This is a genomic window from Lacinutrix sp. YIN62 (genome assembly GCF_057219185.1).
The window spans coordinates 38,379-55,866 of the sequence record NZ_JBXVVH010000007.1; the positions used below are offsets into that span (position 1 = coordinate 38,379).

16 protein-coding genes are annotated in these 17,488 nt (G+C 33.1%); 2 read left to right on the top strand and 14 right to left on the bottom strand.

Annotated elements, in window-relative coordinates:
* Positions 1-3 precede the first annotated feature (3 nt).
* Positions 4-1,827 (top strand): GNAT family N-acyltransferase, encoded by a 1,824-nt coding sequence (locus tag AC2D8I_RS06155; protein WP_484705116.1) that lies wholly within the window; start codon positions 4-6, stop codon positions 1,825-1,827.
* Between the two features lie 172 nt (positions 1,828-1,999).
* Here the strand turns inward: AC2D8I_RS06155 and AC2D8I_RS06160 are convergent, their stop codons facing one another.
* The 14 genes from AC2D8I_RS06160 to AC2D8I_RS06225 all read right to left on the bottom strand — a co-directional run bounded on the left by AC2D8I_RS06160 (position 2,000) and on the right by AC2D8I_RS06225 (position 14,093).
* Positions 2,000-2,401 carry a TM2 domain-containing protein gene (locus AC2D8I_RS06160; protein WP_484705117.1) on the bottom strand — a complete coding sequence of 134 codons (402 nt, stop codon included), beginning with the start codon at positions 2,399-2,401 and terminating at the stop codon, positions 2,000-2,002.
* Between the two features lie 52 nt (positions 2,402-2,453).
* Positions 2,454-2,840 (bottom strand): VOC family protein, encoded by a 387-nt coding sequence (locus AC2D8I_RS06165; protein ID WP_484705118.1) that lies wholly within the window; start codon positions 2,838-2,840, stop codon positions 2,454-2,456.
* 8 nt (positions 2,841-2,848) lie between these two features.
* Complete coding sequence (locus AC2D8I_RS06170; protein ID WP_484705119.1) at positions 2,849-3,307, bottom strand: DUF1801 domain-containing protein; 459 nt, start codon at positions 3,305-3,307, stop codon at positions 2,849-2,851.
* Positions 3,307-3,777, bottom strand: coding sequence for a DUF4199 domain-containing protein (locus tag AC2D8I_RS06175; protein ID WP_484705120.1), 471 nt, complete (start codon positions 3,775-3,777; stop codon positions 3,307-3,309). The genes AC2D8I_RS06170 and AC2D8I_RS06175 overlap by 1 nt, the downstream gene beginning before the upstream one ends.
* A gap of 105 nt (positions 3,778-3,882) precedes the next feature.
* Positions 3,883-4,293: a response regulator transcription factor gene (locus AC2D8I_RS06180; RefSeq protein WP_484705121.1), complete on the bottom strand. Its 411-nt coding sequence runs from the start codon at positions 4,291-4,293 to the stop codon at positions 3,883-3,885.
* A gap of 43 nt (positions 4,294-4,336) precedes the next feature.
* Complete coding sequence (locus AC2D8I_RS06185; protein ID WP_484705122.1) at positions 4,337-5,275, bottom strand: 2-hydroxyacid dehydrogenase; 939 nt, start codon at positions 5,273-5,275, stop codon at positions 4,337-4,339.
* A gap of 137 nt (positions 5,276-5,412) precedes the next feature.
* Positions 5,413-6,783, bottom strand: coding sequence for a magnesium transporter (gene mgtE / locus AC2D8I_RS06190; RefSeq protein WP_484705123.1), 1,371 nt, complete (start codon positions 6,781-6,783; stop codon positions 5,413-5,415).
* A 70-nt stretch (positions 6,784-6,853) separates the two neighbouring features.
* Complete coding sequence (gene rsmA, locus AC2D8I_RS06195; RefSeq protein ID WP_484705124.1) at positions 6,854-7,660, bottom strand: 16S rRNA (adenine(1518)-N(6)/adenine(1519)-N(6))-dimethyltransferase RsmA; 807 nt, start codon at positions 7,658-7,660, stop codon at positions 6,854-6,856.
* 36 nt (positions 7,661-7,696) lie between these two features.
* Positions 7,697-8,020, bottom strand: a complete 324-nt coding sequence (locus AC2D8I_RS06200; RefSeq protein ID WP_484705125.1) for a DUF4286 family protein — start codon at positions 8,018-8,020, stop codon at positions 7,697-7,699.
* Between the two features lie 204 nt (positions 8,021-8,224).
* Positions 8,225-10,000, bottom strand: a complete 1,776-nt coding sequence (locus AC2D8I_RS06205; protein WP_484705126.1) for a tetratricopeptide repeat protein — start codon at positions 9,998-10,000, stop codon at positions 8,225-8,227.
* 154 nt (positions 10,001-10,154) lie between these two features.
* Complete coding sequence (locus tag AC2D8I_RS06210; RefSeq protein WP_484705127.1) at positions 10,155-10,280, bottom strand: hypothetical protein; 126 nt, start codon at positions 10,278-10,280, stop codon at positions 10,155-10,157.
* A gap of 120 nt (positions 10,281-10,400) precedes the next feature.
* Positions 10,401-11,672 carry a serine--tRNA ligase gene (gene serS / locus AC2D8I_RS06215; protein ID WP_484705128.1) on the bottom strand — a complete coding sequence of 424 codons (1,272 nt, stop codon included), beginning with the start codon at positions 11,670-11,672 and terminating at the stop codon, positions 10,401-10,403.
* A 200-nt stretch (positions 11,673-11,872) separates the two neighbouring features.
* Positions 11,873-13,183, bottom strand: a complete 1,311-nt coding sequence (locus AC2D8I_RS06220; RefSeq protein ID WP_484705129.1) for an HTTM domain-containing protein — start codon at positions 13,181-13,183, stop codon at positions 11,873-11,875.
* Positions 13,176-14,093, bottom strand: coding sequence for a bifunctional riboflavin kinase/FAD synthetase (locus AC2D8I_RS06225; protein ID WP_484705130.1), 918 nt, complete (start codon positions 14,091-14,093; stop codon positions 13,176-13,178). The genes AC2D8I_RS06220 and AC2D8I_RS06225 overlap by 8 nt, the downstream gene beginning before the upstream one ends.
* A gap of 209 nt (positions 14,094-14,302) precedes the next feature.
* Here AC2D8I_RS06225 and AC2D8I_RS06230 point away from each other — a divergent pair, with 209 nt between their 5' ends.
* On the top strand, positions 14,303-17,350 hold the full coding sequence (locus AC2D8I_RS06230) for a zinc-dependent metalloprotease (RefSeq protein WP_484705131.1): 3,048 nt from the start codon (positions 14,303-14,305) through the stop codon (positions 17,348-17,350).
* Positions 17,351-17,488 lie beyond the last annotated feature (138 nt).

Sequence of the window (17,488 nt, forward strand, 5' to 3'; positions counted from 1 at the left end):
AGAATGGGATTAGTAACCGCTAAAGAAGTTTCAAAAGCAATTAACCTTAGTAAATATGGGGTTTTAGGCACTTTTATTGGTTGGATTTTAATGAAAGTTCTAAAAATCACAATACTTAATAAAATATATAATCGTAATAAGCATTTAAGTAATACAGCGTTTTTAGATGCTATTCTTGAAGAATTTCAGATTAAATTTGAAATTCCAGAAGAAGATTTAAAGCGATTGCCTAAAGATGGTGCTTATATAACGATATCGAATCACCCGCTAGGAGGAATAGATGGTATTCTATTGTTAAAGTTGATGTTGGAAAAAAGGCCAGATTTTAAAATTATAGCTAATTTTCTCTTACACCGTATAGAGCCAATGAAGCCTTTTATAATGCCTGTAAACCCTTTTGAAGATAGAAAAGATGTTAAATCTAGTATTGCAGGGTTTAAAAATGCTATAAAACATTTAAGAAATGGGCACCCATTAGGTATTTTTCCTGCAGGCGAAGTATCTACCTATAGAGATGGGAAATTAGTTGTGGATAAACCTTGGGAAGCAGCAGCTATGAAACTGGCTCAAAAAGCGAATGTCCCTATAGTGCCTATATATTTTCATGCTCAAAATAGTAAGCTGTTCTATAAATTGTCTAAGATTAGTGATACGTTTAGAACTGCAAAATTACCATCAGAATTATTAACACAGAAACGTAGAACAATAAAAGTACGTATAGGAAAACCAATTTCGATAAAAGATCAAAATGCGCATAAAACTTTAGCCGATTTTTCTGCCTTTATCAGAAAAAAAACTTACATGCTTTCCAATGCTTTCGAGCCTAAAGAAAATCTACGCGAAACAATTTCCTCTAGTTTAAAGCCTCATAAACCCCACAAAGCTCCAAAAAAAATTGTAACACCTGTAAAAGCAGAAATTATGATAAAGGAAGTCGAGTTGCTTAGAGAAGATGATAATAGATTACTGAAAAGTAAAAATTATGAAGTATACCTTGCGCCAGCAAAGAAAATACCAAATATATTAAGAGAGATTGGCCGCCTAAGAGAAATTACATTTAGAGCTGTAGGAGAAGGGACAAACGAAGCTATTGATTTGGATGAATTTGATAGTTATTACCACCATATGTTTCTTTGGGATTGTGAAGCCAACGTTTTAGCAGGGGCCTATAGAATGGGATTGGGAGCTAAAATTTTTGAAAAATTTGGTATCGATGGATTTTACCTCCAAGATTTATTTCGCTTTGAACCAGAACTTCATAAGATGATGAGTGAATCTTTAGAATTAGGACGTGCTTTTATTATTAAGCAATACCAGCAAAAGCCTATGCCGTTATTTTTGTTATGGAAAGGTATTGTACACACGACATTGCGTTTCCCTGAACATAAATACTTAATTGGAGGGGTAAGTATTAGTAATCAGTTTTCTAACTTTTCGAAATCATTAATGATTGAGTTTATGAAATCTCATTATTACGATCCGTATGTGGCACAATATGTACACCCTAAAAAGGCTTTTAAAGTTAAATTGAATGATGCAGATAAAGATTTTGTTTTTGATTCGACAGCTGCAGATTTAAATAAGTTTGATAAAGTTATAGATGAAATAGAACCAGGAGCCTTACGTTTACCAGTATTATTAAAGAAATATATTAAACAAAATTGTAGATTAATTGGGTTTAATGTAGATCCATTGTTTAATAATGCGGTAGATGGTTTAATGTATATTAAAATATCAGATTTACCAGAAAGTACCGTTCGTCCTGTAATGGAAGAGTTTCAAGAGGAATTAGAGCGTAAGTTTTCTGGAACTAATGAAGATAAGTAGCTGGTAAAATATAATTGTTAGTGACTTGTTTTTATGTTTTTTTGAGCTTAGATGAGGCTTTTTAAATTTTAAAATAGAGTTTTTAATAGTTTCTATTTATCAGATGAGTACCACGACTTTAGTATAATAAAAGCTTGAATACTATGCTAATTCAAGCTTTTATTTAGAATTATTAAAACCATGGTTTTTTGCCAACCTGATAAGTATTATAGAAATCAGCATCAGATTTGGTTAAGTAAATGATCCCTTCTATAAGTCCAATAAGACTTGCTGCTCCTCCAAAAGTTAAAAGGCTAACCACTAAAAGAATTACGCCTTCTTTATTGTAGCCAAGAATAAACTTGTGTATTCCAAGCCAGCCAAAGAGAATGCCTAATATTCCTGCTAATATTTTTTTATTTGTATTAGACGTAACATAATTGTAAGTTTCTTTAGCGCCGTCGGCAAATTCATTAGCTGTTTCTTTAGCTTCACCAGCAAATTCACCAGCTTTCTTAGCTGCCTTTTTTGCTCCCTTTTTAGCGTCTCCTAACATTTCGTTAAGATCATCACTTAGATTTTTTTCGTTAGACATTGTTGGTTTTATTATTGATTAGATACTTTAAAGTTAATAAAAATCAACTGATTTATGAAAAAGCCTTATCTATAGGTTCCCATAATTCTATTTTATTACCATCATTATCCAATATCCAGCCAAACTTTCCGTACTCGTATTCTTCAATTTCTCCAATAATAGTCACGCCTTCATTTTTTAACGCTACCAATAATTCTTTTAAATTTTCTACACGGTAGTTAATCATGAATTCTTTTTTAGATGGGGCGTAGTATTTTGTGTCTTCAGAAAAAGGGCTCCATTGTGTAGAGCAATCATTATCATTTTTATCTTTCCACCAAAAAGTGCAGCCGTAATCATCAGTATTAAATCCTAAGTGTTTTTTATACCATTCTTTTGTTTGTTTAGGGTCTTTAGTTTTAAAGAATACTCCTCCAATTCCTGTAACGCGTTTTTTCATAATTAAAGTTATTTTTTTTTAATAGCGGTTTCGTAAACATTGATCCATTCTTTTGTACTCATTTTTGCGGTTAATTCACCAATAAGCGCATAAGGGATGTCTTCTGTTTTCTTGAAGCGAACACAACTTTTTCCCATATCTAATTTGTATTTACAGTGTTTTGGGTATTCGCTTGTAAACCAGTCTAAGATCTCTTTTTTTGAATACATACCCATATGGTACACAGCAATAAAGTTTTTTTGAGAAGCGAGATTCATAAAAGGTAAAGGGCGTTTTGCATCGCAATGATAACCTGCGGGATAGATACTGTGAGGAATAACGTAGCCAAGCATACCATAACTCATTTGCTCTTCCATTCCAATGGGGAGGTTTTTTAGTATTATTTGCCTTAACTTGGCTATAGGCGCTTTTCTTTCATCTGGTAACTGACTAATATAGTCTTCAGGGGAATTTGCTTTGTATTGCATTACTGTTGCGTTTTACGTTGTAGAATTAATCCAGATATTAAAGATATAATAAACCCAATAAGAGTTACAAGAACAAGCATAAATAATGCAGCAGAAAGACTAGTCATTTTGATAATGTCATCTTCTTTTCCTTGGGATTTTAATAGTTCTTCATAATTACTGAAAAAAGAAGGATCTATATATTTTGTGTATATAAAATCTGCTATAGCAATGCCAAAACCAACCAAAAGCGCGATTGTAACACCTATAATAAGGGCGTTTTTAAAGGTTAGTATCCCATTATTAATATGATCTCTATAATGCTTTATTCCAAAAAAGATAAACGATAATGAAATAAATATGGAGATATAACCTAGTCCTTCGTTTGTGGAATAATCTAAATTAGGAATCCCTAAAACAAGATGTAAAGTAAAAATAACAAAGCCAGTAAGAAAACCATAACCGCCATATTTTAAAACTATATTTTTCATAAGATTATTATTTTTAATAAGGCTTTCAAAAGTATGGTAATGCTTTAAATTGAAGCTCATACTAAAGTACTAAAATAACTTGTGTCCATCTATAAGGCTTTGATTTTATATAATTTGAATGTTTTTTGCAATTAAAATGGCTTGGGTGCGTCTTTTTGCATTTAGTTTGACTAGTAAGTTAGAAACATATGTTTTTATAGTGCTTTCAGATAAGAATAAGCGATCTGCAATTTCTTTATTGGATAATCCTTCTGAAATATTTTGAAGAACTTCGTATTCTCGTTTTGTTATTTTTAAGGCTTTAATTTTATTATAATTGATTTCAGTTGCCGATTTTATGGGTTTATCTAGGCTTTTTTTATTGATATAAATTCCTATATAAAAGAAGAGAATCGCTACAATAGCAATTAAGATTTCGATTTTTAAATGACTATAAAGAAAAGCGTACTTGCTAATTTGAAAAAGGAGAAGCAATGCCAATATGAGTGCGCTAAAAATTAAAATTGTTTTCTTCATATTAATTTATTTAAGGCTTAGGCATTGTGTCTGTTTTGTGAAATTAATGAAATTTATGGTTAATTTTATCAACGATAGTTTGTGCTAATTTTTCTTTGCTTTCAATAGTCCAACCAGCAACATGAGGTGTTAAGATAACATTTTTTGCTTGTATTAAGTATTGAAAAGCTTCCGGTATTTCATTATTTGTAAATAAATTTTCAAAAGAGGATTTCTCGTATTCTAAGACATCTAGTCCGGCGCCCATAATTTTGCCAGACTTTAAGGCATTAACTAAGTCTGATGTGACAACACTTTTACCACGAGCGGTGTTAATTAGCCAAAAAGACTTTTGAACAGTATTTATAAATGCTTTATTTATCAAGCCTTTAGTGGATGGTGTTTCGGGGGTATGTAGGCTTATGATATCTGCCTTTTTTTGAAGTTTAGATAAGGAGACTTGAGTAGCGTTTTCATCGGCAACATTTGGTTTTATATCATAGCAGAGCACTTTTACGTCAAACCCTTTTAGTTTTTTAGCGAAAGCTTTACCCATATTGCCATAGCCTATAAGTCCTACGGTTTTTCCGTCGAGTTCAATGCCTCTATTGTCTTCTCGTTTCCATTGTCCTAATCGTACCTCTTTATCTGCTTTATTTAACTTATTGAATAAGGATAGAATCATTGCTAGGCTATGTTCTCCAACGGCATTACGATTGCCTTCGGGAGCAGAAATTAGTGTAATGTTTTTTTGCGCTGCATAACTACAGTCGATGTTTTCTAGCCCAGCGCCAACACGACCTATAAATTTTAGATTTGTTGCTGCATCTATAAAATTTGAATCTATACTAAACCGGCTTCTTATGATAAAACCATCGTATTTGTGTATTTTTTTTTGAATGTCTTCTTTGGATGATGTGTAATCTTCGTCATTGGTGTGACCTAACATATCAAGTTTGTTAATTAACAAAGGGTGGTTGGTGTCTAAATGAAGGATTTTCATAATGTTTTCTACACAGGTGATTATTAATTAATTTAAATTAAAGGGGCCTACCGTTTTTAATATTGGTTGCTTAGGGCTTAAAATCGTCTCAATATTTAAAGGGTTATAACGTTTAATGTATTTCTTATTGAATCGCGTTATATATTCAAAATTAACTTAGCAATCCAGAAATATATTAATATTCCAAAAATATCGTTACTTGTTGTAATAAAAGGGCCTGTAGCTATGGCAGGATCAATACCTCTTTTGTTTAAAAATAGAGGGATAAATGTGCCTATTATTCCTGCAACTATAATAACCAATACTAAGGAAGTCGAAATTGCTAAGGCTGTTTTTATCTCTCCTTTCCATCCCCAAACGAAAAGGAATAAAACTAAGGCAAGAATAGCCCCATTTAGCATTGCTAAAAGCATTTCCTTTACTAAGCGATTGTTAATACTTCCTTTTACATCGTCGTTTGCTAAGCCTTGTACAATAATAGCGCTAGATTGTACGCCAACATTACCCGCCATAGCGGCTATTAATGGGGTGAAAAAAAATAAAATAGAATTTTCATTAATTAAGTTTTCAAAACCTCCCATTATTCCCGCGGCACCAATACCTCCAAGGAGACCTAAAAACAGCCAAGGGAGTCGTGCTCGGGTGAGTTCTAGAATACTATCGTCTGCTTCAACATCTTGAGTAATCCCCGCAGCAAGCTGATAATCTTTTTCAGCTTCTTCTTTAATAACATCTACAATATCATCAATAGTAATACGACCTAGTAGCACTTTATTTTCGTCAACTACAGGAATGGCTTCTAAGTCATATTTTTGCATTATTCTAGCGACATCCTCTGCGGCATCATTAACCTTTACATAATCTACTTTTGGAATGTATACAGTAGAAATGTGAGCTCTTGAGGAAGCCATTAAAAGATCTTTTAAGGATAATCTCCCTATTAGCCGTTCGTTATCGTCTACAACATAAATGGAATGAACTCTGGTAACTTCTTCTGCCTGCGCTCGCATTTCTTTTACGCATTGTGTGACCGTCCAATTCTCATTAACTCTTACGAGCTCTTTGGCCATTAATCCTCCAGCTGTATTTTCACCGTAGGTAAGTAATTCTTGTATTTCGGCTTTGTGTTCTTCATCTTCAATTTGAGATATAACAGCTTCTTTGCGTGCTTCAGGGAGTTCAGCAATAATGTCTGCGGCATCATCGGTATCTAGTTCCTCTACTTCTTCGGCAATCTCTTTAATGGATAGCGACGAAAGAATTTTTTCACGGTCATCATCGTCAAGTTCCATAAGGACTTCCGACGTCTTTTCGCTATCTAAGAGTTTTATAATGTAAGTCGCCTGCTGTATTTTAAGTTCCTCAAGAATTTCAGCAATATCAGCGTGGTGTAGATCATTTAATAGTTCAAGAATTTCGATATTGTTTCTTGATTCTATTAGTTGTTCTACAGTGTTAATAAGTGTGTCACTTATTTTAAACTGAGTGTTTTCTTTGTTTTCTTCCACCAAAACTAGTTTAAGAATCTCTCAAAATATATGGTTAAAAATACAATTGAGAGGGTATTAAATTTATATTTTATTCGTCGCTATGTGTGTCGTTTTCAATGAGACACGTGAGTTCAATAAACTGCGAAACGCTTAATTGTTCTGGGCGTTTGCCAAATATAACATTTGCTTTTAAATTATCACTTAAATTCAATGTTTTTAAACTGTTACGAATTGTTTTCCTGCGTTGTTGAAAAGCCAATTTTACAACTCTAAAAAAGCGTTTTTCATCACAAGGTAAGCTGTAATCGGGTTTTCTTGTAAGTCTTAAAACACCTGAGTCTACTTTAGGAGGTGGGTTAAATACTGTTGGGGGTACTGTAAATAAATATTCAGCATTGTAAAAAGCTTGGGTTAAAACCGAAAGAATGCCGTAAACTTTACTACCTTCTTTAGAACAAATACGTGCAGCAACCTCTTTTTGAAACATTCCTGAGAATTCTGGGATTTGATCCCGTAGTTCTAAGGTTTTAAATACGATTTGGGTGGAGATATTGTATGGGAAGTTTCCAATGATTGCAAAGGGTTCTTCTTTAAAAGTTTCGTTTAAGTTATATTTTAAAAAGTCTTTCTCCAGTATTCTTGGAGCTAAATTTAAATAGTTATTTTGTAAGTATTCAACACTTTCATTGTCGATTTCTATAACATAGGTGGTTATGGGTTTTTTTAATAAATATTTGGTTAACACTCCCATTCCAGGGCCTATTTCTAAAACGTTTTTGTACCCTTTTAATAATAAAGAGTTTGCAATTTGTTCTGCAACGGTTTCATCTTCTAAAAAATGTTGCCCTAAAAACTTTTTTGCTTTTACTTGGTGGTTATTTGGTTTCTGAGCCATAGTTGTTCTTAAAAGTGAGTTTTACTTATTAAGGGATTATTTGAAATTTACTGAATACTCATCAATAATTTCTAGTTCTGTTCTAAACGCTAACATTTTATCTGCAAACTTTTTTAAGCCTGCTGTTCTTAATTTTGGAGCGTCTTCTTTGTAATAGGCATCTAAGGCTTCACGAGAGTAAGAACGGTATTGAATAGAATAAGTTTGCCCTCCCATTTCTTCTTCTATTAATACTTTGGTGAGTTTTGCTTCTTTAAACTTTCCTGTGGATAATACTTCTGGAATGTGTTCTTTTATCCATTTTAACCATTCGTCGTGAACACTATCTTCTATATTAACCGTCACATTATATATGTACATTATCCTAAGTTTTTTGCAAATAACAGAAGTTCTTTATCATGATCAAAAGGAATTCCTGTTTTTTCATTGTTCATTTTCATTTTTATAATAACTAAATTATAGTTTAATCGCCTTTTTATTGGTGAAGGGGCGCTGGTAAACTATATTTTATGCGCTGTTACTAGGTAGGGAAAGTTCTTTTTATTTGTTTAACCTTGTTGAACGTTAATTTAGTGTGTCTCCACGTAAGGCTCTAAATTTCTTTCGAGCTTCAACGAAATAGATGCTGTCTGCATGGTTAAACAAAATAATTTCATATAAAGCTTTCGCTTTTTGGGGTAACGCTAAAACAGTAGCATACAATTCTGCTAGAGCGAATAAAGCGTCATCGACTAATATGCCGTCACTGTAATTTTTAATAAGCAACTCGTAATTGTTTTTTGCCTTTTCAAAATCCTGTTTTGCTTCAAATAGTTGGGCTTGTTTAAAAAGTGTTTGTGGTATTATGGTTTCTGTTTTATGGTCTTTTAATATAGTGTTTAAAAGTGTAATCGCCTCATTATCTCTGTTTTGAAAGGCTAGTAGATCTGCCTTTGCATAGTGTTTTAAGGCAACTTGAAGCGAATCGTTTGGTTTATTATCTGAAATTAATAGCTTTAAATTTAGAGCATCGTTTGCTGTAAGTTGAGATGTAGAAGATTTTAATATTTTTAATTGTGATTCTGCCCATTTAAAATCACCTTTATAATAGCTTGTTTTGGCTACTTTAAATCGTGCCTCCTGAGAGATGGTGCTGTTTTTTAAACTACGCTGTATTTGCGTGTAGTAGATTAATGCTTCATTAAATTTTTCTTCAAGCACTAAAATATCGCCTAATTCTAATTTTATTTTTGCGAGATCAAAATTGGAATGCTTTTGTTTTAAAGTTTGCTTTAAGAGCAAAATAGCTTCGTTAGTTTTTTTAAAATTGAAAGCCAAAAAATGCGCATAGGCAATTTGTAAGTTTAAGGTATTACCAATCTGCTTAAATTCATTAATAGTATTTACATATTTTTTATTAATGGTATTATAATCTTGTTTGGTAGCTATTTCTGTTTCAATTTTTAAACTGTTATAATGGGCTTTTATTTTGGTGTCTATATCTTGAGTATTGTCTATAATAAATTTAAATATGCTTTTTGAAATTTCATACGCTTTATTATTGTAGGTTATCATAGCCAGTTCTTCAATACGGGCTAAAGAAGAAAGCTCTCTTTTATATATTGCTTTTTCTTGAGTAAATGCTTTTTTGTACTCTTTTTGCTGAATGAATAACCAGCTAAGCATTTCATTCCACATGAGATTGGGGTGGGTTTGTATTTTTTTTAATAGTACCTTTTTTAAAATGATATTATTTTCGTTCGCGCTATTTTGACTAATGAATGTGCTAAATTCTCGTTTAATATTATTAATATAAGACTCATTAGCTTCAGAAAAATTAATATAGCTATTAAACATTTTCTCTATGTTTCCTTGTTCTCCGTATATACGAGCCAGTTGCATGTTAAAATTAAGTTCGGGTTTTAATAACATTGCTTTATTGTAGGTGATAATAGCTTCTTCTAAAAGCGATAAGCTTTCAAATCGTCTGCCCAAGGCATAAGCATAGTTAGGGTTGCTATCTATAGCTTCTATAGCCTTGTTGTAGTTTGATTTAGCGTTTATAGTATCGTTTTGCAAAGCATAATTATAACCCAATTCAATTAGAAGCGGGGCATAATTTCTTTTTAAAATCTGTTCTTCTATTATTGCTTGGGCTTCAATAAATTGTTCTAATTGTTGATGTGTTTTTATTAGCTGTATGATGTAGTTGGAATTGTGCTTATTTTTCTTAACAAGATTTTGATAAGCAACGAGTGCCTTTTCAAACGCTCCATTTTTAAAATATTCTCTCGCAACAAGATCGCTTTGAGCAAATGTGTTGAAGCTAACTAGGAGCAGGAGTGTGATTAAAAATCGCATATTCAATGATACTTTTTGTAAATATAACAAAAGTATAACCTAGATATTGTGAAATAAATGTAAAAACCTGAACTTAGTAGTTCAGGTTTTAAAATTAAGGATTGTTAAATTACTTTGCTAGATAATAGAATTATTAGGGATATTAGGTTTTATCTTAGTTGTTCGCAATAATAACCGCTCTGTTTTTTTCGGAATTTATTTTTTCAAAATCCGATGAGAACACTTTAACTGCTATAACTATTAACGCAACAAGTAAAAGTAAACGTTTAATGTTTTTCATTTGGTTAAGGTTATTTAATTGGGGATTCTAAAATTGAGAAGAATAAATTAAATAACCAAAATGAAAAGCGGAAAATCGTTAAACAGCGTGAAAAATTAACAGTTTAACAATTAGTTTTTATTAGTTAATGCTTTTGAACCCTGTATATGGAACTAGAACATCTGGTATATTAATACCGTTTTCGGTTTGGTAATTCTCTAGAATTCCAGCCAAAACACGAGGTAGGGCTAAAGCACTTCCATTAAGTGTGTGCGCCAATTCATTTTTACCATCGCTGTTTTTGAAACGTAATTTTAAACGATTGGCTTGAAAGGTTTCAAAATTGGATATTGAAGAAATTTCTAACCAGCGGTCTTGAGCTGTAGAGAATAATTCGAAATCGTAAGTTAAGGCAGAAGTAAAACCAAGATCTCCACCACATAAACGTAAAATTCGGTACGGCAATTTTAATTCGTCCATAATACTTTTAACGTGTTCTACCATAGCATCCAGAGCTTCATAGGATTTTGAAGGATGTTCTACTCTAAGTATTTCAACCTTATCAAATTGGTGAAGTCTATTTAGGCCTCTTACATGTGCGCCGTAACTTCCAGCCTCTCTTCTAAAACAAGGAGTATATCCAGTAATGCCAATGGGTAGCTCTGCCTCGTTTAATACAACATTTCTAAAAATATTAGTACCAGGGACTTCGGCTGTTGGTATTAAATACAGGTTGTCTTCTGTTACATGGTACATTTGACCTTCTTTATCTGGTAGCTGTCCTGTCCCAAAGCCCGAAGCTTCGTTTATTAAATGTGGTAATTGATACTCTGTATAACCTGCGGCAGTATTTTTATCTAAAAAATAAGCAATTAATGCACGTTGTAAGCGCGCACCTTTACCTTTATATACAGGAAAGCCAGCTCCTGCTATTTTGTTGCCCAGCTCAAAATCAATTATGTCGTATTTTTTTGCTAACTCCCAGTGAGGAAGTGCGCCTTCATGTAGTGTTGGAATTACGCCTTCACGAAACGTTTCTTCATTATCTTCGTCTGTATTACCAGAAGGAACAATGGCATTGGGGATGTTCGGGATTTTATATAATAACTGATTTAAATCTTCAGTTTTAGTCTTTAAACGGTCTTTTAGGTTTTCTATGCTTTCTTTTAATAGAGTTGTTTTTTCTTTTAAAAGTGTCGCTTTTTTTGCTTCTCCAGATTTATACAAGAGACCAATTTCTTTGGATAACGTGTTCGATTCAGCTAAAGTGTTATCTAACTGTGCTTGTAAGGCACGACGTTCTTCATCTAAAACGATAACATCGCTAATCATTTGAGAGGCGTCAATATTTCGTTTTTCCAATCGTTTGATTACGAGGTCTTTGTTTTCTCTAATAAATGGTACTTGTAACATGTTTTTTTGTTTGTGCGTTTTTATTTTAAGTTTGGATTTAGCTCCTGTTTTATATAAATTGAGATATCAATTTACTGTTATTTCCAGTAAGTAATACAAAAGAACTTAAATAGAAGGGATACTTCTTAACGCAAATTATAATTTTAATTTAAAAAGGTAAAAGTAGTAAGTTTTTGATTTGTAAGAAATAATTTGAATGCCTATTTTGAAGGAAGTAGCCAATTACTATGTTTAAAGGCGCTCCATTCTACATTGGCGAGATCTGTTTTAGGGTTTACTAACCTTTTGTACTTTCCTCCATTGACACTTATTTTGCAGTCTACAAAAACCGAAACATCTTGGCCTTTTGTTTTGAAATCTTGTTTTAAATATTGTGCAAATTGCCAAATAACATCAGGTTTAGTACTGGCAAGTCTTTTTTGTTTTACCGAGAGATAATGGTTTAAGTTAATCTTTTGTGTCTCTCCAGTAGCTTTGTCTTTAACGTTGTACGTTGCAATTCCTCTTTTTGATCGTAGCATCATCCTCCAAGATAACCTGTGGCCTTCTTCAGTAAAAAGAACATTGTCTTGAATAATATGTTGGCGCAAAGGAAGGGCTATCTGGATAAGAAGGTATATGCTTAGGGTTGCAATTAATGGTGTTTTGTAATTAGGGACAATGACTTCTCCTTTGTTATAGAATTTTTTATGTTTTAAAAATATTTTTTTTATGGTTTTGGGTTCAAAGAAAAATAAAGAAAACGATAACGATAGAAACGGAAATACGCCTACTTGAAAAACGATAGCATTAAATAAATGAAAAAATATGGATGCGAAAAAGGCATATTTTCTAGTGGGCTTAAATAATAATAGCGGAATAATTAAGCCGTCGAATAAAATGCCGCCATAAGCAATAAGATAGGCTATAAAATCCTCTTGAAGGAAAGCGCCAATAATAGGGTAGTTTTTTTTACCTGCCATTAATAACTTAGGGAAGGTTAAGTCTATCCAATCAGGATACATTTTTGCAATAGAAGCATAGGAGTATAAAATAAAAAGTTGAGCAACAAAAATCCATTTACACCAACTGGGCATTGCATTGCTTTTTATGTCGGGGTTTCGTTTGGCGTCTATAGAAGCATATTTGTTTGCTGGTAAAAAAACCATAATACTGCTAAGCAAAATCAATAAATAATAATGATTGTTGTAAGATGCTTTCTGCATAAGATAAGTGCATGACCACATTAAAGTAAAGGCAATAATACTAATTCTGTATTTGTAGCCCACCATTATAAGTAAGCCGAAAAGTCCCATAATAGCATAATAAACATACATCCAATTCCCTGGTAGCGGTTGTAGCCATTCGAAACCAATAAATGTAAATGTGAATTTTGGAGCGACTAATGTTCTTGTAATCCAGCCCGTGAAAATGGCGCCAACAGATTCTAAAAAGCAAAGCAAACCAAAAATAATTCTAAAAATAATTAAGGCGCTATTGTCTATATATTTAAATAAAAGAGAGTTAATCATTTTTTGTTATAAAGGTTAAGGCATTTTTCTGATCTAAATAGAGTTGTTTTTTTAAGGCATCAATAGATTCAAATTTTTGTTCGTCCCTTATTCGTTTTAAAACTTCAACTTTTAAAGCTTTGTTATAAAGCGATGTGTTTAAATTAAAAAAGTGAATCTCAATGGTTTCTTTTTTACCGTTAACGGTTGGATTGGTTCCAATATTCATCATCCCGTAGTAAAGATCACCTTGATAAATTGATTTTATAACATAGACACCTTGTTTAGGAATGAGTTTATAGTCTTTTTGTATTTGAAGGTTTGCTGTAGGGAAATTGATTGTTCTTCCTATTCCTTTTCCTTTTACGACTTCCCCAGTAAGAAAAAAGTTATATCCTAAAAACCGATTTGCAGTTTGTATTGCGCCTTCAGATAACGCTTTTCTTATTTTCGTAGAGCTTACCGCCACATCATTAATGTCTTGGGCTGTAATTTCTTCAACACTAAAATTATAGCGTTTACCATAAGCTTTTAAATCGTCTATAGTTGCTGTTCTGTTTCTTCCGAAATGATGATCATACCCAATAATTATGTGTTTTGCATTTAGTTCCTTAACGAGTATGTCTTCAACAAACTCCTGAGCTGTCAGTCTAGAAAATTCTTGCGTAAATTCTTTTATTACGAGTGCTTTTAACCCTAGGTCGGTAAGAATGCTTTTTTTCTCATCTATGGTATTGATTAGTTTGATGTTTGCGTCTTTTTGCAATACCATTCTAGGGTGTGGGAAAAATGTTAAAATGGTTGGCTCTAGTTTTTTTTCTTTACCTACAGCTATTAAACGTTGTATAATTTTTTGATGCCCGATGTGAACACCATCAAAAGTTCCAATGGTAATTACGGTATCTCTCTTTTGATGTCTTTCTGTTTTCAATTGCAGTATGCCTTTTAAAAATACAAAAATAGAAAAAAGCAGATTCAAATAACTTTAAGCGCCTCTAAATATTATTGTTTAAAGTTCTCTAGGGTTTTTTAATAAATATACTTAAAGAGTTTTTTGTTATTTAGATGAATTTATTTATAATTTTTTATTCATAATTGAAAATAAATACTAAATTTATGCGAACTCTAAAATTATTATAAATGAAAACAAAATTACATTGTGTATTTGGATTAATATTTTCATTGTTAGCGGGATCAATTTCTGCTCAAGAAGGGTATTGGTTAACAAGTACATTTAGAAATGGAACACAGGATGTTTCTCTTGAAAAATTAGATAAGAATAACTATCAGGTTTTTCAATTAAATATTGAAATGTTAAAGCAGAGATTGCTTGGGGCGCCTCTAAGAAGTTTGTCTGCGGGGAAATCTAATACTATGGTGAGTTTTCCTGATGAGAAAGGAAAAATGAAACAGTATAGAGTTGTAGAAACCTCTATTTTTTCTGATCCAGATTATGCTGCAATAGCACATCCTAATATTAAAACGTATTTAGGATCGAGTGCAGATGGATCAGGAACGCGGGTTAGATTTAGTGTTACGCCATTAGGATTAAATGCTATGCTGTCTACTCCGGGAAATGAAACTGTATTTATTCAGCCAGTAACTAAAGTGTCTAATGGGCAATATTTAATCTATAATAGAAACTCTCGCCCAGATCATATTGAGGATTTCGTATGCTCTACTATGGATGAGGTTGTAGAAAGAGAAGCGAATTCATTAATGCATAGAGATGCAAATGATCAACTATTAAGAACCTTTAGAATGGCTATGTCTGTAACTTCAGAATATACTAATTTCTGGGATGATGGTAATGCTGCTAATGGCGACGATAAAGCTGATGCACTAGCGCAATTAGTGTCTACGTTAAATAGAAATAATGAAGTTTTTGAGGTGGATATGGCTATTACGTTTGTTTTAGTAGATACCGCAGATGATCCAGCGTTGGATTTAATTTATTCTGGTAGTGACCCTTATGGAGGGAATTTAAATGGGGATTTACAAGCGAATTTAACAGCTACAGTAGGAGAAGCCGATTATGATATCGGACATTTACTTGCTTTTGCTGGAAATAATGGAAATGCTGGATGTATAGGTTGTGTGTGTGAGAATGGAAAAGGGAGTGGGTTTTCTGCTCATATGTTTGTAGATAATGATGGCGGGCCATATATGGCAGATTTTTTTGATATTGATTATGTGCCACATGAAATAGGGCACCAAATGGGAGCTAATCATACATTTTCTTTCAATAACGAAGGCGCGGGTGTAAATGCCGAGCCAGGAAGTGGAACAACTATAATGGGATACGCTGGGATTACAGGCCCAAATGATGTGCAGGATCATAGTGACCCGTATTTTCATTATCATAGTATTAATCAAATACTTAATAATGTAACGACTGGTGCAAACACTTGTGCAGTAACCACAGCAATAACAAATGCGCCTCCAGTTGCCGATGCTGGTAGTGATTATGCTATTCCTATGGGGACGGCATTTGTTCTTAGTGGGTCTGCAACAGAACCTAATGGAGGAGATGTATTAAGCTATACATGGGAACAAATAGATGATGGGAATGTAACTAGTGCTAGTTTTGGGCCAGCAAATACAGCAGGAGCAACGTTTAGATCAAGGCCTCCAAGTGCATCGCCAAACAGGTATATGCCGATTTTAGAACGTGTGTTAAATGGTGAACTTACAGAAACAAGTCCTGTGGAAACTGTAGATAATACCTCATGGGAGACTGTATCTACAACGGCAAGAACATTAAATTTTGCCTTAACAGTGAGAGATCGGTCTGAAGCAGGTGGTGTAGGGCAAATGCCTCAAACTAATTTTGATACGATGACAGTAAATGTTGAATCAGGAGGGCCTTTTACAGTTGTTGCTCCAGTTGGTTGGGGACAGGGTGATAATGGTATGGTTACTTGGGATGTCGCAACAACCACTAACGCAACGATTAATTGTCAAAATGTAAATATTAAACTTTCTACAGATAACGGTTTGACTTTCCCTACAACCTTGGCTACTAATACGCCTAATGATGGTTCTGAAACAATTGTAGTACCTGCTATTGCAGATACAAATACTGCTAGAATACTGGTGGAAGCTGCTGATAATATTTTTTACGCGGTAACTAGTGCTTTTACGATATCTAATACGGCAGAGTTTTTTATGGTAAGTACAAATGGAAATCAAAGTGTGTGTAATGCGGATACTGCAAGTTATACTTTTGATTATACTGCGGCTAACGGGTTTTCCGAAGAGACTACATTTACAGTTTCGGGGAATCCAGCAGGGTCATCAGTGGTTATGACGCCTTCTGCTTTAAGTGCTAATGGAGCATTTACTATGGATGTAAGTGGTTTGTCTGGTATTGCTGCAGGAAATTATACAATTACTATAACAGGAACTTCTGCATCGATGACTAAAACAATAGATGTGACATTAGGTATTGCTGATGGTGTTTGTAGTTCTGTAGCTAATACATCATTTGCGACAAGTACGACGGGTGTTGTTTTTAATACTATAAGTAATTTGAATACAGGGAAGCCAAGTGGTTATAGTGATTATACGGCAATGGTAACAGATGTTAATGTTGGAGAATCTTATGACTTGACTATAAACGCAAATAGTGATGGTAATTTTGGTATTATTACTTATGTATGGATCGATTGGAATCAAAATTGTAGCTTCGATGATCCTGGTGAGCAATATGATTTAGGAACGTCTGCTAATATTAATAATGCGCCTACTGTTAATTCCCCTTTGTCTGTAGTGATACCAGTAGATGCGATTCCAGGAAATACATTAATGCGTGTGACAACGAAATATACAGCTCCGAATGCTAACGATTTTCCTACATCTTGTGAGAACGGCCATGATGGAGAAGTAGAAGACTATACTGTTAATGTAGTGCCTACTTTAAGTGTGGATGAATTTAATGCCTTAGGATTTTCTCTTCACCCAAATCCAAATAATGGTTCATTTGTAGTTAAGTTTAATTCTAATTTAAATGAAAATGTAACCGTTTCTGTATTTGATATTAGAGGAAGAAGCGTCTTTGATAGAACATATGAAAAAACATCAGAATTTAATCAAATGATTACATTAGGAGATGTTCAATCAGGAATGTATTTATTGAATGTTTCTAATGGTGAATATGAAGTAACAAAGAAAATAATTGTACAGTAATTTAAAAAGTCTCATTTAAAAATGTGACACTGCTAAACACGTTATAGCATTAATAAAGAAAAAGGAGGTGCTGCTAAGAGCCTCCTTTTTTATTATATATATTTCTTGTTCAGAAATAGCATTATGCAAAAAAAACCT